Raw genomic sequence first — 19,506 nt, 5'->3', positions numbered from 1 at the left:
TTTTTGCCTTATTCTTCGCGGATGCCGGAAAGTTCTGCGCGGGAAAGCACCAGACGAGCACGTTCAATAACCGGGCTGTCTACCATCTTGCCGTTCAGAGAAACGACGCCACGGCCTTCACGGGCAGCGGCTTCAGCGGCCTCCACCACCAGACGGGCATGGGTCACTTCTTTCTGCGTCGGGGCATACAGGTTGTGCAGCAGTTCAATCTGACGTGGGTTAATGAGCGACTTGCCATCAAAACCCAACTGCTTGATATGCGAAGCTTCATTCAGGAAACCCGCTTCGTTGTTGGCATCGGAATAGACCGTGTCAAACGCCTGAATACCGGCAGAACGCGCCGCCTGCAAAATGGAGCATCGGGCAAACAGAAGCTCGGTACCTTCTGGCGAACGCTCGGTACGCAGGTTACGTACGTAGTCTTCCGCGCCCAGCGCAATACCGATCAGACGTTCAGACGCATGCGCAATTTCGACCGCGCGGGTGATGCCCAGCGGCGATTCCACGGCGGCGAGCAAACCGGTGCTGCCGGTTTCGCGGCCGCAGGTTTTCTCAATACGCAGGATCTCTTTTTCAATATCGATAACGTCCTGCGCGGTGTCGGTTTTCGGTAAGCGCACAATATCGGCGCCGCCGCGGACAACGGCTTCCAGGTCGTTGATACCCCATTCAGAATCGAGGGCATTAACGCGCACAATGGTTTCAATATCGCGATAAAGCGGGTGTTGCAGGGCGTGGTACACCAGACGACGAGCGGCATCTTTTTCACGCAGTGCGACAGAGTCTTCCAGATCGAACATCAGCGCATCTGCCGGATAGATGAACGAATTGCTGATCATGGCGGCATTGGCGCCAGGTACGAACAGCATGCTGCGACGGGTGCGGGATTTACGTTGTTGTAAGGAGGTGGAAATCATTGGCGATCCTCCCATGGCAGTGCCTGGATACCGCTGGCGCGCGCCAGCAGGGCTTCCAGTCGGGCGCGTAAAATGCAGTCCAGCGCGCCTTTATCATCGACATTCAGCTGTACGCCGCGCACTTCGTAGCGTGAGAGCACCTCCAGAATGGTCGTGCGGATAGCATCGCCAAACTGTTTTTCAACGCTGCTGTTGATTTGCAGGTCGATTTCCTGCGTGTCGAGCGGAGCGATGCGTATCATCACATCTCCAGACTCAAGTGTGCCGGCGACGGCTGCCTGGTTTATTTTCATTTTTCACCTGTTTCTAATGCGGGGGTCTTTTGGCGGACTGTCGCGCTGGATGGGCTGCGCTCAAGCATGTTCTGCAGATAGTGCAGAGTGGCTTCAGGCACCAGCGGCGCGATAGCCGTGAGATCTTTTTTAACCAGCAGCTTGCGTACCCAGGAGGCGGAAATCGGCATCTCCTGAAAACACAGCCGCTCAATTTCCACCAGCTCAATGGGTGGGGCGGGAAGCGCGGGCGTTTCCAGCCAGTAACGCATATCGTGGTTGTACTGAGAGGTGACGGTACAAAACGGTTCAGTACCCACGAAACGGTGGGTGACGCCCAGTGCGGGCGCCAGGTACTGACGGAAAATCTTCAGGTCGATTTCGGTGTAGCAGTGGTTGATAACACTCTGCTCTTTGATGAAATAGCACGGGAAGGTGGCGCGGGAGATAATGTATTCGGAGCCACGATGGACGGTTAATCGCGGGATATCCGCCGTCCCTTTGAGCACTAAATCAAATCGGTCTTCATACGGGAAACGGGATGTATCCTCTTTGACTAAGAATACGTGCAGCCAGTCACATTGTGCTGCCGCTTGTTGGATCAGGTACCGGTGACCTTGCGTGAATGGGTTGGCATTCATCACGATACAGCCAATTTTTTTGCCGTCCCTCCGCTGTTTTGCCAGGGATTCGGCGTAGCGTTTTAATCGTGTGGTGCTGTTTTCCATCAGCACCATCACGCCAGGTACGCTGGTCAGCGTAGCGAAACCGCACTGCTTGAACAGCGCTTCGTATTCGGTTTTTGTATAGATGAAGAGATGTGTGCAGTGTCTTTCATAGGCGAGATTGATAAGCTCAGTCGCCAGCGTTAGCGCTAAACCTTCGCCCCGTACTGATTCGCTGATGGCCACGCATTTTATGATATTTCCAGCAATGCCACCGCAGGCGATAAGGCGATCGTCACGCATAACAGTTATGAATATTTCAACGGTGGTGTCCACGCTCAGATCATTCTCTTTCAGGAATTGCGTGATCGCCGCCATTTTTATATTTTCAGAGCGTTTGACTTGTGTGAACACATTATTTTCAAACATAGTGAAAAGGCTCCTGAAGATATATATTGTTGCTGGGTTTTTGTGTTTGTTGTGCAATTTTGTCAATTGATAACGTTTTGTTTACGTCAGGGCGTTTTGCTTTTTTTATTCGCCATTAGTCCTCTTTCTCCCTGACATATACATCGTAAGGAGTATTAAAGAGGTAAATTTTGATTTATTTCACAAAGAGTTAGATGGTTTTTATGTGTTTTATGGTTTTAAGTTTTTTAATTAACTTAACGATCATTTAAGGCGTGGTTTTAATTTGTTTAATTGATTTAAGGTGGGGAATCTGTAACGATCTTAGATTATTCTCTTCTTCCGGAAGAAAACATTTTTATTACATCTATGCGTTAAGTGTACCGGTTGACATAGGTAAGGAACAATAATGCCCGCTCATAAAAATAAAAAGCAGTTTCTTTTTTTCCGGCGCCTTGCGTTTCCGTTACGCATTTTTCTCCTTATTCTGGTGGTTTCTATTTTTATCATCGCGGCCCTGGCGCGGTATTTTTCTGCGAGTTTCGAGGACTATCTGGTGACCCATGTCAGGGATATGGCGATGAACCAGGCGAAGATCATTGCCTCGAATGACAGCATTATCTCTGCCGTCGAACACCGTGATTACACACGATTAGCCAGCATTGCGGATAAACTGCAGAGCGATACCGATTTTGACTATGTCGTGATCGGCGACCGCAATTCGATTCGCCTCTACCACCCGAATCCGGCAAAAATTGGTCAGCCCATGCAGTTCACCAAACCCGGCGCGCTTGAAAAGGGTGAAAGCTATTTTATTATGGGGGAGGGGTCTATCGGCATGGCGATGCGCGCCAAGACGCCGATATTCAATGAGTGTGGTCAGGTGATCGGTGTGGTGTCGATTGGTTATCTGGTCAGCAAAATCGATAGCTGGCGACTGGACTTTTTATTACCGATGGCGGGCGTATTTGTCCTGTTATTGTTGCTACTGATGCTACTTTCATGGTTTTTTGCTTCCCATATTCGCCGCCAGATGTTGGGGATGGAACCAAAGCAAATCGCGCGGGTGGTACGCCAGCAGGAGGCGTTGTTTAGTTCTGTCTATGAAGGGCTGATTGCCGTTGATCCTGAAGGGTTTATTACCGCCATTAACCGTAGCGCCAGGAAAATGCTGGGTTTGTCTTCTCCCGGGAGGCAGTGGCTGGGAAAACCGATTGAAGAGGTGGTGAAACCCGCAGATTTTTTCACTCAGGAGATCGCGGAGCCACGCCAGAATGTGATGGCCAATTTTAATGGGCTCAGTGTTATTGCTAATCGCGAGGCGATCCGCTCTGGCGACGAGTTACTTGGGGCGATCATCAGCTTTCGAAGCAAAGATGAGATTTCTACCCTTAATGCGCAACTAAGCCAAATCAAACAATATGTTGAGAGTCTCAGAACTCTGCGCCATGAACATCTAAACTGGATGTCCACGCTCAATGGTTTGCTGCAAATGAAGGAGTATGATCGCGTCCGGGAGATGGTGCAGGGGGAATCGCAGGCGCAGCAACAGCTTATTGACAGCCTGCGTAGCGCGTTTTCCGACCGTCAGGTCGCCGGTCTACTGTTTGGCAAAGTGCAGCGTGCGCGGGAGTTAGGGCTCCAGATGACGATTGTGCCCGGTAGCCAGCTACACCAGCTTCCGGAAGGGCTTGATAGCACAGAGTTTGCGGCGATTGTCGGGAATCTGCTCGATAATGCCTTTGAAGCCAGTTTGCGGACTCCGCAAGGAAATAATGTCGTTGAGCTCTTTTTGAGCGACGAAGGGGATGAAGTCATCATCGAAGTTGCCGATCAGGGTTGCGGCGTTCCTGAGGCATTGCGCGAAAAAATATTCGAACAGGGGGTCAGTACGCGAACTGACGAACCTGGAGAACATGGCATTGGACTGTATTTGATTGCAAGTTATGTGGGGCGCTGTGGGGGGATCATTGCACTGGAAGACAATGATCCTTGCGGCACCTTGTTTTCTCTATTTCTTCCGAAAGTGAAAAAAAACAATGACGGAACCATTAAGCATACTGATCGTTGAGGATGAAACGCTGCTGGCGGAAATGCACGCGGAATATATTCGCCATATTCCGGGTTTTAAACAGATCTGGCTTGCCGGGAATCTGGCGCAGGCCCGGATGATGATTGAGCGTTTTAAGCCTGGACTTATTTTACTGGATAACTATCTGCCAGACGGAAAGGGCATCACGTTACTCCATGAATTGACGCAGTCACGCTATCCAGGCGGCGTTGTCTTTACCACGGCGGCCAGCGATATGGATACGGTGTCTGAGGCCGTGCGCAGCGGGGCGTTTGATTATCTGATCAAACCGATTGCCTATGAGCGACTCGGTCAAACGCTTACACGGTATCAGCAGCGCCGGCGCATGCTGGCGGGTAACGACAGCGCCAGTCAGCGGCAAATTGACGAAATGTTTAATGCATATGCCAGGGGAGAATCCAAAGGCGATCTGCCTACGGGAATCGATGCGTTAACGCTTAATGCGATACTCAAGCTGTTTAGCGATCCGACGGTTCAGCACACCGCAGAAACCGTGGCGCAGGCGCTGACCATTAGCCGGACGACCTCCCGGCGCTATCTGGAATACTGTGCAGGTCGCCATCTGATTGTTGCAGAGATCGTTCACGGTAAGATTGGCAGGCCGCAACGAATCTACCACGGAGGATGATTCGGCTATGCCGGATAGCGGTGCAATGAGCGTCGCTACCCGGCATTGATACGTTAGCCGCCAACGATCGCGGATGAGGCTGGCACCATGACTTCAGTCGCGACGATAACGATCAGCAGTCCCACCATCACCGGGACAGATGTCCGCTTCACCACTTCAAAAGGAGAGATTTTCGCCATACCGGCAACGGCAACGACTACGCCGGAGACCGGGGAAATAGTACGTCCCAGATTTGACGCCTGCAGCATGGGAATCGACAGGTAAGCCGGGTTAATGCCGGAAGAGTGCGCCAGTTTCGGGATCATCTCCACAAAGGCATAGAAAGGCGCATTACCGGAGCCTGTTGTCATAGCCGCGAGCATGGTCAAAATAACGAGAACCAGCATCAGAATGATGCTTGCTGAGCCAAAAGAGGTGGCGATAGAGATCAGACTCTGAATAAAACCGATGGTGCTCAGACCCTGTGCGAACACACCCGCCGCCACCAACAGCATGACTACGCCCGCAAAGGCGTCCGCCATTCCCCGATACGCCACTTCCAGCCCGGAAAATACTTTTTGCGTATTGAAACCACGAACAAATTCCAGCAAAGCTGCTAACAACATGCAGCCAACCAGAATCGTAATAATGTGCAGTTGCGGGCCCCATTTGCCATCAAACACCAGAACGCCAATGATCGGGGTAAACGGCAGTATTGCGTAAAAAGAGGGCGCGCTGGTGGTGATTTCATTCACATCGAGCATTTCATGTGAAATATTCTCTTTTTTATCCAGATAACGCTGCCAGAAAAAGTGGGCGATCGCCATGCCGATAATGGCGGCGATTGAGATAGGCAGCGTGGTTTTGAATGCAAAATCGATCAGTGGCATTTCCGCTGCTTTTGCGGCCAATACGACATCGCCAGAGGTTGGCGAGAGAATAATCGCCGCTGGAGAAGCACAAATTGCAGCGGCTGCACCACGACTGATACCGACGTTGACCATCACAGGGAAGAGGGTCGCCATCAGCAGTACGCCAAGCCCCGTTGCGGAGGAGACGGCCAGCGACATCAGGCAGGCAACAAAATACGCCGCGATCATCAGCAAATAGGGCGAGTTGATATACTTCAGGGGCTTAGAGGCTAATTTGACCACCATGTCGTTGGCGCCAATATGCGTCATATAGGCGGCGAAACCACACAGCATCATGATCATCATGCCAAGATCGCCGCCGCGACTCATTAGCAGAATTTTAATATATTCAACGATATCCGTCGCTGTATAGCCTGTGCCAGTTTCACTGGCGGGTAAAACTTTGTGCCCCATGAGCGCACTGATAATTAGCAGTACTAACCCACCAACAAATAATACGCCGGTGGCTGAGTAGCCTTTAATGATGTAGCGCGCTACACCCACAATAACCACAACCCCTATAAGGAGTTCAATAAATGTCAACATTATTTCCCCTGTCGCATGGACACCCAGAAAGTGAAAACGAAGTAAATGACTTCAAAATAGTATAAAAATGTGCCGAATAAACTGTATTCCCTTGCTGATTGAAATCAATAAAAAGACGGATTCAACGCCGGGCAGCCTTTTTTTTAGACAAACCCTCTTTTGTTTTTAATTTGATATGAATTTGATGCGATATTGTTAATTTGCAAATAATGGCTGGATTTAAATAAGGTTGAGTCTATTTCCATACAATGAGAAAGGGAATTTGTGAGCATTATTCCTGCGAGGAAATACAGTCGTAGACAATAGAAAACCCGTACTTTGCGATTTTTCTCAGTTCCCTTTTTGTTAAGGTTTCATTTGAGTTGGCTTTGTTACGATCGCCGTCGAACCCAAGAATGGTAATTATGTTGTGATTGTCGCTAAAAAATATTTTCTTATTTATTCATTGCTGTTTGCGCAGTTGATACTCCTGCCTCAGGCCTTTGCAGAGGATAAAGGGTGGCTTGATACGCTGAAGGAGAATGTTGCGCAAACCTGGCAACAACCTGAACATTATGATCTTTATGTCCCAGCGATTACCTGGCATGCGCGATTTGCCTACGATAAAGAGAAAACGGATCGTTACAATGAACGTCCGTGGGGCGCGGGGTTTGGTCAATCACGCTGGGATGATAAAGGTAACTGGCACGGTCTTTATATTATGGCCTTTAAGGATTCTTATAATAAGTGGGAGCCGATTGGAGGCTATGGTTGGGAAAAAACCTGGCGGCCGCTAGCGGATGAGAATTTTCATATGGGGTTAGGTTTTACGGCGGGTGCCACCGCGCGCGATAACTGGAATTATATCCCTGTTCCCGTTTTATTACCGTTGGCTTCCATTGGCTATGGGCCCGCGACATTCCAGATGACTTACATCCCAGGGACCTATAACAACGGGAATGTCTACTTTGCATGGATGCGCTTTCAGTTCTGACGCCTGAATCCCGGACTTTCCTTAATCAAAAAACATCAATAAAAACAAAGTGTAATAACAGTTAGCTAAAAAATAACGCGACATTTATCACTTTTTGGCAAAGTTCGACTGGACAAAATGCACCACAATTGATGTACTGATACCCGACACAGCATTTGTGTCTATTTTTCATGTAAAGGTAATTTTGATGTCTAAGATTAAAGGTAACGTTAAGTGGTTTAATGAGTCCAAAGGATTCGGTTTCATTACTCCGGAAGATGGCAGCAAAGACGTGTTCGTACACTTCTCTGCAATCCAGACCAATGGTTTTAAAACTCTGGCTGAAGGTCAGCGCGTAGAGTTCGAAATCACTAACGGTGCCAAAGGCCCTTCTGCTGCAAACGTAACCGCTCTGTAAGCATACGACAGCAAGAATTCAAAACCCGCTTAATTGCGGGTTTTTTTTCGCTCCTAGTGCGCAGTCGACGCTGAAAAAAGCCAGAAGGCCATTGCCGTCATTGCAAAAGACCCTAACAGGTTGACCAGCACATTGAGCATAGCCCAGCCAAAACGTCCTTCCTGTAGCAGAAAAACGACCTCAGCTGAGAAGGTAGAGAATGTCGTTAAGCCACCGCAAAAGCCGGTGGTGATGAGCACTTTCCACATCGGGTCGATATTCGTCATGCGATTGAACCACGCAAGCCCCATCCCAATGATAAAAGCACCCAATAAGTTTGCCACGAGTGTGCCAACAGGGAGCGCCTGATGCAGTGGGTTAAACCGCATACTCAACAGCCAGCGTGCAACGCTACCTGTACCGCCACCAATAAAAACTGCTAAAAGAAGTTGTAACACAACACAATCCTGCTATTTGATTGGTATAGGGGTGAGTGTAACGCTGAATAATCCTCTTTGGCGAGTTCAACAAACGTAAGTGGAGGGAATATGTTCGTTGCAGCAGGGCAGTTTGCGGTGAGTCCCTTGTGGGAGAAAAATGCACAAACATGCGTCTCGTTAATGTCTCAGGCGGCAGAAAATGGGGTAGCGTTGCTGGTGTTGCCAGAGGCGTTATTGGCGCGTGACGATCTTGACCCCGACTTGTCGGTAAAATCAGCACAGATTCTGGAAGGGGGCTTTTTGACTCGCTTGTTACGTGAGAGCGCCAGCAATGCCATGACGACCATTCTGACCCTTCATGTTCCCTCCACGCCGGGGCGGGCATTTAATATGCTGGTCGCTCTGCGTGCGGGCAAGATTGTTGCACATTACGCGAAACTTCATCTTTACGATGCCTTCTCGATACAAGAGTCCCGCAATGTGGACGCAGGCGATGCCATTGCGCCGCTGCTGGAGGTTGATGATATGAAGGTTGGCCTGATGACCTGTTACGATTTGCGCTTTCCTGAGCTGGCATTGGCGCAGGCGCTTCAGGGAGCGGAATTGCTGGTACTTCCTGCTGCGTGGGTCAGAGGGACGCTTAAGGAGCATCATTGGTCAACGTTATTGGCTGCCAGAGCGCTGGACACTACATGCTATATGATTGCCGCTGGGGAGTGCGGTAATAAAAATATTGGACAAAGCCGTATTATCGATCCGTTTGGCGTCACAATAGCCGCTGCCGCCGAGATGCCGACATTGATTATGGCGGAGGTTTCCGCACAGCGGGTTCGTCAGGTCCGGGCGCAACTTCCGGTGTTACATAACCGACGATTTGCGCCACCGCAATTATTATGACGTATTTTTAAACAATGCTTGATTCACCTTGTTACAGATTGCTATTGTGTGCGCGCGCCAAAAGACCGTTACAATTTTCAGGTTAATACGGCGCGTAACGCAGCCTGTTTTAAGTTAAGAAGGTATCTATGGGTGAGATTAGTATTACCAAACTGCTGGTGGTTGCCGCACTGGTTGTTCTGCTGTTTGGTACCAAGAAGTTACGTACGCTGGGTGGAGACCTGGGATCGGCAATTAAAGGCTTCAAGAAAGCGATGAACGATGAAGATGCCGGAGCGAAGAAAGACGCAAGCGGCGACGTTCAGGCTGAGAAACTCTCTCACAAAGAGTAATACCCGGAGCAGGATGTCCGCACGTTATACTCTACAGAGAAAAAAAACCGGCGATTTGCCGGTTTTTTTTCTCTGAAATGTAAATGAGTGTTACACGATCACTTAACTTCCAGTCCTTTTGCCTGCAGGTCTGCATGGTAAGAGGAACGAACAAACGGTCCACATGCGGCATGGGTAAAGCCCATCGCCATCGCTTCCGCTTTCATCTCATCAAACTCTTCAGGGCTGACATAGCGCTGTACCGGCAGGTGGTGACGACTTGGCTGCAGATACTGACCCAGCGTCAGCATGGTCACGCCATGACGACGTAAATCGCGCATAACCTCGATGATTTCAGCGTTGGTTTCACCCAAGCCGACCATCAGACCCGATTTGGTTGGGATCTCCGGATGCGCTTCTTTAAAGCGTTCCAGTAGCTTCAGAGACCAATTGTAGTCAGCCCCCGGGCGCACCTGGCGATAGATACGCGGAACGTTTTCAAGGTTATGGTTAAATACATCCGGCGGTGTTGCTGTGAGGATCTCCAGCGCGCGATCCATACGGCCACGGAAGTCCGGTACCAGCGTCTCAATTTTGATCGTCGGGCTTTTCTCACGAATGGCCGTAATGCAATCAGCAAAGTGCTGAGCGCCGCCATCACGCAGATCGTCGCGATCGACGGAGGTGATGACAACATAGCGTAACGCCATATCAGCAATCGTCTGCGCCAGTTTTGACGGTTCGTTGGCGTCCGGGGCGACCGGACGTCCATGTGCAACGTCACAGAACGGACAACGGCGGGTACAAATCGCGCCGAGGATCATGAACGTCGCGGTACCGTGATTGAAACATTCAGCCAGGTTAGGGCAGGAGGCTTCCTCGCAGACAGAATGCAGGCCATTCTTACGCATTGCTGCTTTGATGCCCTGAATACGAGTGGAGTCCGCTGGAAGCTTTATTTTCATCCATTCCGGTTTACGCAGCAGGGCTTCACGCTCTGTTGCCACATTTTTAACCGGGATAAGGGCCATCTTATCGGCATCGCGGTATTTAACACCGCGTTCCATCACAATGGGTTTACTCATAGCGTGCGTGTTCCAGTTGCGAATAACGAAGGTAAGCGTTTCAATTCAAGGGAATGTTGTATTTATCAACTATTTTTGAATTAGCTATACGCAGTATATCATTGAAACGGGCCATAAAGCAGCCTGAGTGGCCGGCAAAATGTAAAATAGTTGTTGTTTTGTGCTCTTCATCCACCCTCCCGGGTGGCTAAGCAGCAACATCTTCACATCGGAAAGCATCGCGTATGATGTCGATAACGTTCTCAAGAATAGGATCGCGCAGGCTCACTTTGTTGTAATGCAGCGAAAATGCGATTTTTTCATCGTTGAGAGCGGCGTAAGGAATATTTTTAAGCGACCAGCAATGGCTAAACAACGTATAAAAACGTGCAGGCATCATGCCGATCACATCGCTGTTCGCAATCATCGACGCGATAGTAAAGATGTTGTAGCTACTAAAACTGACCTGCCGTTCCGGGAACATCTCTTGCACACGTTGACGTAACGGGTGCAGATTCTGACCTTCCAGCATCAGCAGGGTATGCTCTGCATTCTTCAGATTGTCTTCGGTAAGTGATACCGAAAGCAAAGGGTGATCCTGACGACAGACAAGCTCCATGGTGTCTGTAAACAAGACGTGGCGGTGTATCGTCTGATTGTTATAGGTGTGGTTGTCGATGATCAGGTCTGTCTGAAACTGGGCCAGTTGGTTTTCCGCATTGCTGACGGGAATGTTGCGCAGCAGAAGTTGCGGGTAACGCTGCCTGATGGCTTTGTAGATTTCAGGCATGACCAGCGCGCCGACAGAAGGGGTTGTACCGATGGTAATCGTGCGTTGCTTATCGTAACTGCCTGTCAGATCCAGTGCCCCAAGAATCGATTCCAGGCCCTGGCTGATATACTCATGCAGGTGTGTGGCGTAAGTGGTTGGCGTAACGCCCTGACCTTTTCTAATAAATAAGGGGTCCGGGAATATCGTCCGTAGTTTTTGAATAGACTGGCTAATAGCAGACGGCGTCAGATTGAGAATTTTGGCGGCATTAACAATGCCTTTATGGACATAGACCGCTTCAAAAATAGTCAAAAGATTAAGATCGATATTTCTTAGTGTCTTGAATATTTGAGGTTTTTCTTCTAATTGATGTTCGGGGGAACGTTTTTCAGACAGGTTATTGTCATTCACTTTTTTGCTCCGGAATCATTCGTTACATGAATGATATAATAAATATAATACTCTAAATTTATATTTTAGATTGAAAGTTAATCAATATTGCCATCTGCATTTCTTTCAATAAAAGAGTTGAAAAATATTCTTTATTTTCCATATGACCCGCCATTTCATCATGCGGATGGATGAGGGGAACCCTATAACGACGTTATAGTTGATTGATTGAAAATATAGAAAGCGGGCGGAGAAGTAAAGCATTCAAAGTGTATATAGTTAATGACCCAAAAATATATGGGTCATTATATTTTACGGATTAAGCCTGGATATATTCATGCTCTGGATTGTTAAGTAAAGCTAACATGTTCGCCAGCAATCGGGGGCGTACATTGTCGGTTGTCGCTTCGCTATCCCAGTGAGAGATTTTGGTCATTTCCATCCCTGCGTAACCGCAAGGGTTGATACGTAAGAACGGTGAGAGATCCATATTTACGTTAAGTGCCAGACCATGAAATGAACAGCCGCGGCGAATGCGTAAACCCAAAGAGCAAATTTTCTTTTCGCCAACATAAACGCCTGGCGCATCGGCACGCGGATGTGCGTCGATATTCAGCTCTGCAAGGGTATTGACGACAGTCTGTTCCAGCAACGTAACCAGCTCACGTACGCCCAGCTTACGGCGCTTAAGATCCAACAGTACATACATCACCTGCTGGCCAGGGCCGTGGTAAGTGACTTGCCCGCCGCGATCGCTCTGGATTACGGGAATATCTCCCGGCATTAATACGTGTTCCGCTTTACCGGCCTGACCTTGCGTGAAGACAGGATGATGCTCAACCAGCCAAATTTCATCATTGCTGTTTTCATCGCGGGTATCGGTGAATTCGTGCATAGCCTGGGAAACGGGCTCGTAAGGCTGAAGACCGAGCTGGCGGACAAGAATTTTATCCTGATACAAAACGGCATCTCCGTAGAGAATGAATAAAAGAAGGGAGAGTATAACACAGAGGGAAACGCTGTTACCCGGACGACGCCGGGTAACCACGGTAATACGACTTACAGCACCATACGAACGATGTCGATGTTGCCTAATTCTTCATACAGGGTTTCTACTTGCTCAATGTGGGTAGCATTGATGGTGATAGAGACCGAGTGGTAATTGCCTTTGCTGCTTGGTTTTACCGTCGGGGAGTAATCACCTGGCGCATGGCGCTGTACCACTTCAACCACCTGATCAACCAGCTCAGGCAACGCCTGCCCCATTACTTTGTAAGTAAATGGTGTAGGGAATTCAAGCAGTTCGTTAAGTTTGGTTTTCATGTCAGCTCCGGCGTAACGTAAATAAAATAATAACTCCCGCCAAAAGCGGGAGTTTTACTGATGCTTAGTATATGGGGATGGAAATCACACTTTCAAGTGTTCAATTTTTAACCAAACCAGTGGTGGAACATTAACTTAATGTAATCAACGATTTTACCGAAGAAGTTACCTTCAGGAATTTCCTGCAGCACCACCAGTGGGCGCTGCTCGATGGTTTTACCATCAAGCTGGAAGTTGATTGTGCCGACCACCTGGTTTTTCTGCAGTGGGGCATGCAATTCAGTGGTGTTCAGAACATAGCTGGCTTTCAGGTCTTTCATTCGACCGCGTGGGATAGTCAGGTAGACGTCTTTATCGACACCTAACGAGGCGCGATCGGTATCACCAAACCAGGCAGGTTCAGAAGCGAACTCTTTACCGACCTTCAATGGGTTCACGGTTTCAAAGAAACGGAAGCCCCAGGTCAGCAGTTTTTTGCTTTCTGTTTCACGCCCTTTGTAAGTACGACCGCCCATCACTGCAGAAATTAAACGCATCTGACCTTCGGTCGCAGAGGCGACAAGGTTATACCCTGCTTTGTCAGTGTGGCCCGTTTTGATACCGTCGACCTTCAGGCTGTTATCCCACAGCAGACCGTTACGGTTTAACTGACGAATACCGTTAAAGGTAAATTCTTTTTCCCGGTAGATGGAGTATTCGTTAGGCACGTCGCGGATTAAGGCCTGACCGATCAGCGCCATGTCGCGCGCAGAGCTGTATTGACCGTCTGCATCAAGACCATGCACCGTCTGGAAATGCGTGTTTTGCAAGCCCAGCGCGCTAACGTAGCTGTTCATCAGGCCGACAAAGGCGTCCTGGCTACCCGCGGCGAAATCAGCCATCGCGACGCAGGCGTCGTTACCGGATTGCAGGTTAATACCACGGATCAACTGTGAAACTGGAACCTGCATACCAGGTTTCAGGAACATCAGGGATGAACCTTTAAATACCGGGTTGCCTGTCGCCCAGGCGTCGTTGCCAACAGTAACCAGATCCGTTTCTTTAAATTTACCGGCTTTCATTGCCTGACCGATGACATAGCTGGTCATCATCTTCGTCAGACTTGCCGGGTCGCGACGCATGTCAGCGTTCTGCTCTGCCAGGACTTTTCCGGAATTGTAATCGATCAGGATGTATGACTCCGCATCGATCTGCGGAACACCCGGGATCATGGTTTTAATATTCAGGTCATCGGCATGCACAGCGGATATGGAGGCTGCGCAAAGAGCCGTGGTGAGCGCCATGCGCTGCAGGAAACGAGCGGAAAAAGTGGTCTTCATGGTCTGAACTACGACATCCGTGATGAAATTAAAAAAAGTGCCCTACTATAGCAAATGCTATACCCGCAGGCATCTGACTTTCGGCATGACTTTGTTAGCGTCATTGACAAAATTGACAGTTCAGATGCCTGCTTTACACCGCTACGCGCCGGTAATAAAGGACTGTAATTGAGCTTCGGATTGCAAACGTTGTTGCAAGGTACTGGCTTCGTTTTTACTGGCGAACGGCCCGAGTTGAATACGCCAGACGGCACCGTTTTGCACTACGCGACCCGGTACACCAAACTGCTGGCCTAAGCGCTGTTGATACTGTTTCGCGCGAGCCTGATCGCTCACGGCACCGACCTGAACCACAAAGTGACCGCTGGTAGACGCCGATGAGACTGGCGCTACTGCCGCGCTTGATGTGGGAGTGGTGACGGGCGTCGTCGTGGCGGGAGCAGGGGCTGGCGTGGGTTCGCTACCTTCCAGCACGCCCGGCGCTAACGTAGTTGGCGCGCCCAGGAAACCGCTGCTGCTGACTGGCGCACCGGCAGAATCTTCGCTTGTTAGCGTCGAGTTGCTGATCGGGCGAACATCACCTTGTGGCGGTGTTGAGTCTGGTGCAGAAGAGGGACTCCCCATTCCGCCGCTGAGGTCAGGGCGAGAGGGCAGGGCGTAAGTTTGTTTTGCAACGGTCGTACACGCCATACCGGGTCCGGAGAGCGATCCGTCCTGAGCCACAATAATAGGGTCAATTCGCACTTTGGTATTGTTCGACGTGTTCAGTCGGTCGGCAGCGGCACGGGAGAGGGAAATCACCCGATCATTGCCGTAAGGGCCGCGATCGTTGATACGAACGACAATCATGCGACCGTTGGCCAGGTTAGTGATTCGCACATAGCTGGGGATCGGCAGCGTTGGGTGCGCTGCGGTAAGCTGCATAGGATCGAACGCTTCGCCTGACGCGGTCAGGTTGCTACCCGGCTCGGCATCATAAATAGCGGCGAGCCCAGCCTGGCTAAAGCGAGAAGGATCCTGCACGATTTTGTAGCTTTTACCGTCGCGCTGATAATCCTGATTTGCCGTTGGGTTGAGCGGTTCAAAACGCGGATCGGCTCCGCTGATTTCAACAATCGGCCCATTACATACCGCTGGCTGCGGTGCGACGGTCGTTTGTTGCTGACCATCATCACTCGAACACGCCGCGAGCATTCCTGCTGCGATGCAGATTCCAAACCACTGCTTACGCATTGCGTACCCCTTACACGCTTTTCGACAACATTTTTCTGTGGGTGTGGATCGACATAACAATCCCGAACCCGGCCATCAGCACGATCAGTGCGGAGCCACCATAACTGACCAGCGGGAGTGGAACCCCGACAACGGGCAGAATACCGCTCACCATACCAATATTTACGAAAACATAAACGAATAATATCAACATCAAACCGCCAGCCATGACTCGGCCGAAGGTGGTTTGCGCTCTGGCGGCAATCCACAGCCCGCGCATGATCAGCAAAATATAAAGTGCCAGTAGAATGAGTATACCGACCAGACCGAGCTCTTCCGCCAGCACCGCGAAGATAAAGTCGGTATGGCGTTCGGGTAAGAATTCCAGCTGCGACTGCGTGCCGTGTAACCAACCCTTGCCGCGCAGGCCACCGGAGCCAATGGCAATTTTAGACTGGATAATGTGATAACCCGCACCCAGAGGGTCGGTTTCCGGATCAAGAAGCATCATTACGCGTTGGCGCTGATAGTCATGCATCAGGAAGAACCACAAGATGGGGATAAACGCGGCAACCAGCACCACGGCAACGCCAATCAGTCGCCAGCTCAGGCCGGAAAGGAACAGCACGAACAGACCGGAAAGCGCGACCAGAATCGAAGTGCCAAGGTCGGGCTGTGCTGCAACCAGCAGCGTTGGCATGAAGATCAATACCAGCGCGATCGCCGTGTTCTTTAATGATGGCGGGCAGACATCACGGTTGATAAAGCGCGCGACCATCAGGGGGACCGCTATTTTTGCAATCTCAGAGGGTTGAAAGCGCACGATGCCAAGATCAAGCCAGCGTTGTGCCCCTTTGGATATTGCGCCGAAGGCATCGACCGCCACCAGCAAAATAATACAGATAATATACAGGTAGGGGGCCCAGCCTTCGTAGACTCGAGGGGGGATCTGCGCCATCACCACCATGACTACCAGGCCCATGGCGATTTGCCCTACTTTTCGCTCCATCATGCCAATGTCCTGGCCGCTGGCGCTCCAGATAACCAGTGAGCTGTATACCAGCAGCGCAAGCAGAATAAGCATCATGGTGGGATCGATATGAATCTTGTCCCAGAACGTTCGTTTATTCGGATTATCCGTCATGATTATTGGTCCTCCGCCGCTGTAACCGCTGGGTTTTCCGCTGGCAAATTGGTGTTGTTGTCACCCAACATGATGTGGTCGAGGATTTGACGCATGATCGTACCTACCGCCGGACCTGCACCACCGTTTTCAAGGATGATAGCCACGGCAACCCGGGGATCGTTGTACGGCGCGAATGCCGTCATCAGTTTATGGTCACGTAAACGCTCGGCAATTTTGTGCGCATTGTAGGTTTCATTGGCTTTCAGACCAAAGACCTGCGCGGTACCGGACTTTGCGGCAATTTTATAAGGCGCGCTGGCGAAGTATTTATGCGCAGTACCGTTCCCACGGTTTGCCACGCCATACATCCCGTCTTTAGCCAGTTCCCAGTAACCCGAATGGATATCCCCGACCGGTTTTTCGGGCGGTTGTTCCCAGGGAACCTGTTTACCGTTTTCTGTTGTACTCATCAGGAGATGGGGAACCTTCACCACACCGTCGTTGATGAGGATCATCAGCGCTTTACTCATCTGGATAGGCGTCGCGGTCCAGTATCCCTGACCGATACCCACCGGAATGGTATCACCCTGATACCACGGTTTCTTAAAGCGCTTTTGCTTCCACTCACGGGTTGGCATGTTACCGGAACGCTCTTCGGAGAGGTCGATACCGGTATAATGACCGTAGCCAAACTTACTCATCCACTCGGAGAGGCGGTCTATCCCCATATCATAGGCAATCTGATAGAAAAACGTATCCGCCGACTCTTCTAGTGATTTCGTGATGTTAAGGTGGCCATGTCCCCATTTTTTCCAGTCGCGGTAGCGCTTCTCGGAACCTGGCAACTGCCACCAACCTGGGTCAAACAGACCGGTATTACGGTTGATCACGCCTGCACTGAGCGCAGATACCACCACATACGGTTTCACCGTCGAGGCGGGAGGATAAACGCCCTGGGTGGCGCGGTTAACCAGCGGCGTATTCGGATCGTTGAGCAAACCTGAATAATCTTTGCTGGAGATGCCATCGACAAAGAGGTTAGGATCGTAACTTGGCATGGAGACCATCGCCAGTACGCCGCCCGTTCGGGGATCGGTCACCACGACAGCGGCACGACTGCCTGCCAGCAGCGTTTCGATATATTGCTGAAGTTTGAGATCCAGTGTCAGGTAGATGTCGTGCCCGGCCTGCGGCGGCACCTCTTTGAGCTGGCGGATCACGCGGCCACGGTTGTTGACTTCAACTTCTTCGTAACCCGTCTGACCGTGCAGAACCTCTTCGTAATAACGCTCAATCCCGAGCTTACCGATATCATGCGTTGCGGCATAGTTGGCCAGTTTGCCGTCTTTATCAAGGCGCTCGACATCTTTGTCGTTAATCTTCGAAACGTAGCCAATGACGTGGGTCAGCGCCGAACCATACGGGTAGTAGCGACGTTTGTAGCCTTTTACTTCCACGCCGGGAAAACGGTACTGATTGACGGCAAAACGCGCCACCTGTACTTCTGTCAGATTCGTTTTAACGGGAATTGAGGTAAAGCGGTGGGAGCGCGAGCGCTCTTTTTTGAAGGCAGCGATATCGTCATCGTTTAAATCGACGACACTGCGCAGCGCATCCAGCGTTTCCTGAACGTTATCCACCTTTTCCGGCATCATTTCTATCTGGTAAATGGTGCGGTTAAGGGCTAAGGGAATACCGTTACGGTCATATATGATCCCGCGACTGGGGGCGATAGGCACCAGTTTTATACGGTTTTCATTTGAACGGGTCTGATAATCGGTAAAACGCACGATTTGCAGATTATAAAGGTTGGCGATGAGCACGCCGGTCAGCAGCAATATACCCAAAAAGGCAACCAGCGCCCGGCGCACAAACAGCGCGGACTCAGCCGTATAGTCGCGAAAAGAATTCTGTAGTTTCATCCGCTGCTTAATCTACTCAAGGCTTAAACGATCACTCACGGTGATAAGGGTGATTGGTGGTAATGCTCCACGCCCGGTACAGACTCTCTGCGACCAGCACCCGCACAAGAGGGTGGGGAAGCGTTAGCGCAGAGAGGGACCAGCTTTGTTCTGCCGCCGCTTTACAGGCAGGAGATAATCCCTCCGGGCCGCCAATCAGCAGGCTGACGTCGCGGCCATCCAGCTTCCAGCGTTCCAGTTCTGTCGCCAGTTGCGGCGTATCCCAGGGTTTGCCTGGGATATCCAGGGTGACGATGCGGTTTTTGCCTGCGGCGGCCAGCATCTGCTCACCCTCTTTATCGAGTATGCGTTTAATGTCCGCGTTCTTGCCGCGCTTTCCCGCTGGAATTTCTATCAGCTCAAAAGGCATGTCTTTTGGAAAACGCCGAAGGTACTCCGTAAATCCCGTTTGTACCCAGTCAGGCATTTTCGTGCCAACAGCGACAAGTTGAAGCTTCACGCATTAACTCCAGAGTTTTTCCAGTTCGTACAGACGACGGCTCTCTTCCTGCATGACATGAACGATGACATCGCCCAGGTCAACGACGATCCAGTCCGCGACGTTTTCACCTTCAACGCCGAGCGGCAGCATGCCGGCAGCGCGAGATTCCTGTACCACGTGGTCGGCGATGGACATAACATGACGGCTGGATGTACCGGTGCAGATAATCATGCAGTCGGTGATACTGGATTTACCCTGAACGTCTAAGGCGATGATGTCCTGACCTTTCAGGTCATCAATTTTGTCAATAACAAAATCCTGGAGTGCTTTACCCTGCAAGTTTTCCCCCTGGGGTATGAATAGAGATAAAAAGGTCCGTTAGTATACCTGAACCAGAGGCGATGTCGGGACAAAAGTCACCGAACAGGCTTTAGAAAGTGGGCTATCATCCCACCCCACGCAACAGAATGCATCGCCATTTT

General features: G+C 50.4%; 21 protein-coding genes. 6 read left to right on the top strand and 15 right to left on the bottom strand.

Annotated features, from left to right (window positions below):
• Positions 1–8: 8 nt before the first annotated feature.
• Genes citE through citC form a run of 3 tightly spaced genes read right to left on the bottom strand, consistent with a single transcriptional unit; the run spans position 9 to position 2,283 of the window.
• Entirely contained in the window at positions 9–917 is a 909-nt protein-coding gene (gene citE, locus JM656_RS15355) for a citrate (pro-3S)-lyase subunit beta (protein ID WP_203358520.1), read from the bottom strand.
• A complete protein-coding gene (gene citD, locus JM656_RS15350) occupies positions 914–1,210 on the bottom strand; it encodes a citrate lyase acyl carrier protein (protein WP_203358519.1) in 297 nt (98 codons plus the stop codon). The genes citE and citD overlap by 4 nt, the downstream gene beginning before the upstream one ends.
• A complete protein-coding gene (gene citC / locus JM656_RS15345) occupies positions 1,207–2,283 on the bottom strand; it encodes a [citrate (pro-3S)-lyase] ligase (RefSeq protein ID WP_203358518.1) in 1,077 nt (358 codons plus the stop codon). Before citC ends, citD begins: the two co-directional genes overlap by 4 nt.
• Positions 2,284–2,671: 388 nt before the next feature.
• Between citC and dpiB the strand changes: the two genes are divergently transcribed.
• Positions 2,672–4,333, top strand: coding sequence for a sensor histidine kinase DpiB (dpiB, locus tag JM656_RS15340; RefSeq protein WP_203358517.1), 1,662 nt, complete (start codon positions 2,672–2,674; stop codon positions 4,331–4,333).
• A complete protein-coding gene (gene dpiA / locus JM656_RS15335) occupies positions 4,302–4,982 on the top strand; it encodes a two-component response regulator DpiA (RefSeq protein ID WP_203358516.1) in 681 nt (226 codons plus the stop codon). Before dpiB ends, dpiA begins: the two co-directional genes overlap by 32 nt.
• A 53-nt stretch (positions 4,983–5,035) precedes the next feature.
• On the opposite strand, the gene dcuC is transcribed toward dpiA, so the two are convergent.
• Positions 5,036–6,418 (bottom strand): anaerobic C4-dicarboxylate transporter DcuC, encoded by a 1,383-nt coding sequence (gene dcuC / locus JM656_RS15330; protein ID WP_203358515.1) that lies wholly within the window; start codon positions 6,416–6,418, stop codon positions 5,036–5,038.
• Between the two features lie 409 nt (positions 6,419–6,827).
• On the opposite strand from dcuC, the gene pagP reads away from it, so the two are divergent.
• Both pagP and cspE read left to right on the top strand, forming a co-directional pair.
• Positions 6,828–7,391, top strand: a complete 564-nt coding sequence (pagP, locus tag JM656_RS15325) for a lipid IV(A) palmitoyltransferase PagP (protein WP_370552276.1) — start codon at positions 6,828–6,830, stop codon at positions 7,389–7,391.
• Between the two features lie 187 nt (positions 7,392–7,578).
• Positions 7,579–7,788 carry a transcription antiterminator/RNA stability regulator CspE gene (gene cspE / locus JM656_RS15320; RefSeq protein ID WP_000034826.1) on the top strand — a complete coding sequence of 70 codons (210 nt, stop codon included), beginning with the start codon at positions 7,579–7,581 and terminating at the stop codon, positions 7,786–7,788.
• 53 nt (positions 7,789–7,841) lie between these two features.
• Here cspE and crcB read toward each other — a convergent pair whose 3' ends face one another.
• Positions 7,842–8,225 (bottom strand): fluoride efflux transporter CrcB, encoded by a 384-nt coding sequence (crcB, locus tag JM656_RS15315; RefSeq protein ID WP_203358514.1) that lies wholly within the window; start codon positions 8,223–8,225, stop codon positions 7,842–7,844.
• 90 nt (positions 8,226–8,315) lie between these two features.
• Between crcB and JM656_RS15310 the strand changes: the two genes are divergently transcribed.
• Positions 8,316–9,104: a deaminated glutathione amidase gene (locus JM656_RS15310; RefSeq protein WP_203358513.1), complete on the top strand. Its 789-nt coding sequence runs from the start codon at positions 8,316–8,318 to the stop codon at positions 9,102–9,104.
• A gap of 128 nt (positions 9,105–9,232) precedes the next feature.
• Positions 9,233–9,436: a twin-arginine translocase subunit TatE gene (tatE, locus tag JM656_RS15305; protein ID WP_192611531.1), complete on the top strand. Its 204-nt coding sequence runs from the start codon at positions 9,233–9,235 to the stop codon at positions 9,434–9,436.
• Between the two features lie 98 nt (positions 9,437–9,534).
• Here the strand turns inward: tatE and lipA are convergent, their stop codons facing one another.
• The 10 genes from lipA to rsfS form a co-directional block, all read right to left on the bottom strand.
• Complete coding sequence (gene lipA / locus JM656_RS15300; RefSeq protein WP_203358512.1) at positions 9,535–10,500, bottom strand: lipoyl synthase; 966 nt, start codon at positions 10,498–10,500, stop codon at positions 9,535–9,537.
• A gap of 187 nt (positions 10,501–10,687) precedes the next feature.
• Positions 10,688–11,662, bottom strand: coding sequence for a YbeF family transcriptional regulator (locus JM656_RS15295; protein WP_203358511.1), 975 nt, complete (start codon positions 11,660–11,662; stop codon positions 10,688–10,690).
• A 298-nt stretch (positions 11,663–11,960) separates the two neighbouring features.
• On the bottom strand, positions 11,961–12,602 hold the full coding sequence (lipB, locus tag JM656_RS15290; RefSeq protein ID WP_203358510.1) for a lipoyl(octanoyl) transferase LipB: 642 nt from the start codon (positions 12,600–12,602) through the stop codon (positions 11,961–11,963).
• Positions 12,603–12,700: 98 nt separating this feature from the next.
• Positions 12,701–12,964 (bottom strand): DUF493 family protein YbeD, encoded by a 264-nt coding sequence (ybeD, locus tag JM656_RS15285; protein ID WP_000850547.1) that lies wholly within the window; start codon positions 12,962–12,964, stop codon positions 12,701–12,703.
• A 107-nt stretch (positions 12,965–13,071) separates the two neighbouring features.
• Positions 13,072–14,283, bottom strand: coding sequence for a D-alanyl-D-alanine carboxypeptidase DacA (gene dacA / locus JM656_RS15280; protein WP_192611535.1), 1,212 nt, complete (start codon positions 14,281–14,283; stop codon positions 13,072–13,074).
• Between the two features lie 141 nt (positions 14,284–14,424).
• Positions 14,425–15,516: an endolytic peptidoglycan transglycosylase RlpA gene (rlpA, locus tag JM656_RS15275; protein WP_203358509.1), complete on the bottom strand. Its 1,092-nt coding sequence runs from the start codon at positions 15,514–15,516 to the stop codon at positions 14,425–14,427.
• Positions 15,517–15,526: 10 nt separating this feature from the next.
• Complete coding sequence (gene mrdB, locus JM656_RS15270) at positions 15,527–16,639, bottom strand: peptidoglycan glycosyltransferase MrdB (RefSeq protein ID WP_203358508.1); 1,113 nt, start codon at positions 16,637–16,639, stop codon at positions 15,527–15,529.
• A gap of 2 nt (positions 16,640–16,641) precedes the next feature.
• Positions 16,642–18,543, bottom strand: a complete 1,902-nt coding sequence (mrdA, locus tag JM656_RS15265) for a peptidoglycan DD-transpeptidase MrdA (RefSeq protein ID WP_203358507.1) — start codon at positions 18,541–18,543, stop codon at positions 16,642–16,644.
• Between the two features lie 31 nt (positions 18,544–18,574).
• Positions 18,575–19,042, bottom strand: coding sequence for a 23S rRNA (pseudouridine(1915)-N(3))-methyltransferase RlmH (gene rlmH, locus JM656_RS15260; protein WP_003022725.1), 468 nt, complete (start codon positions 19,040–19,042; stop codon positions 18,575–18,577).
• Between the two features lie 3 nt (positions 19,043–19,045).
• A complete protein-coding gene (rsfS, locus tag JM656_RS15255) occupies positions 19,046–19,363 on the bottom strand; it encodes a ribosome silencing factor (RefSeq protein WP_162382576.1) in 318 nt (105 codons plus the stop codon).
• Positions 19,364–19,506 lie beyond the last annotated feature (143 nt).

This window comes from Citrobacter sp. R56 (genome assembly GCF_016811995.1).
GTDB lineage: Bacteria > Pseudomonadota > Gammaproteobacteria > Enterobacterales > Enterobacteriaceae > Citrobacter_D > Citrobacter_D enshiensis.
The sequence above is the reverse complement of the archived record's forward strand: the minus strand, read 5'-3'. Positions and strand labels throughout refer to the sequence as shown.

What these genes read in the sequence shown, in the direction of transcription:
- dpiB (WP_203358517.1), top strand. Translation starts at nt 2,672, where the DNA reads ATGCCCGCTCATAAAAATAAAAAGCAGTTTCTTTTTTTCCGGCGCCTT.
- JM656_RS15310 (WP_203358513.1), top strand. Translation starts at nt 8,316, where the DNA reads ATGTTCGTTGCAGCAGGGCAGTTTGCGGTGAGTCCCTTGTGGGAGAAA.
- citC (WP_203358518.1), bottom strand. Translation starts at nt 2,283, where the DNA reads ATGTTTGAAAATAATGTGTTCACACAAGTCAAACGCTCTGAAAATATA.
- lipA (WP_203358512.1), bottom strand. Translation starts at nt 10,500, where the DNA reads ATGAGTAAACCCATTGTGATGGAACGCGGTGTTAAATACCGCGATGCC.
- citD (WP_203358519.1), bottom strand. Translation starts at nt 1,210, where the DNA reads ATGAAAATAAACCAGGCAGCCGTCGCCGGCACACTTGAGTCTGGAGAT.
- dacA (WP_192611535.1), bottom strand. Translation starts at nt 14,283, where the DNA reads ATGAAGACCACTTTTTCCGCTCGTTTCCTGCAGCGCATGGCGCTCACC.
- rlpA (WP_203358509.1), bottom strand. Translation starts at nt 15,516, where the DNA reads ATGCGTAAGCAGTGGTTTGGAATCTGCATCGCAGCAGGAATGCTCGCG.
- citE (WP_203358520.1), bottom strand. Translation starts at nt 917, where the DNA reads ATGATTTCCACCTCCTTACAACAACGTAAATCCCGCACCCGTCGCAGC.
- mrdB (WP_203358508.1), bottom strand. Translation starts at nt 16,639, where the DNA reads ATGACGGATAATCCGAATAAACGAACGTTCTGGGACAAGATTCATATC.
- cspE (WP_000034826.1), top strand. Translation starts at nt 7,579, where the DNA reads ATGTCTAAGATTAAAGGTAACGTTAAGTGGTTTAATGAGTCCAAAGGA.
- ybeD (WP_000850547.1), bottom strand. Translation starts at nt 12,964, where the DNA reads ATGAAAACCAAACTTAACGAACTGCTTGAATTCCCTACACCATTTACT.
- mrdA (WP_203358507.1), bottom strand. Translation starts at nt 18,543, where the DNA reads ATGAAACTACAGAATTCTTTTCGCGACTATACGGCTGAGTCCGCGCTG.
- dcuC (WP_203358515.1), bottom strand. Translation starts at nt 6,418, where the DNA reads ATGTTGACATTTATTGAACTCCTTATAGGGGTTGTGGTTATTGTGGGT.
- dpiA (WP_203358516.1), top strand. Translation starts at nt 4,302, where the DNA reads ATGACGGAACCATTAAGCATACTGATCGTTGAGGATGAAACGCTGCTG.
- tatE (WP_192611531.1), top strand. Translation starts at nt 9,233, where the DNA reads ATGGGTGAGATTAGTATTACCAAACTGCTGGTGGTTGCCGCACTGGTT.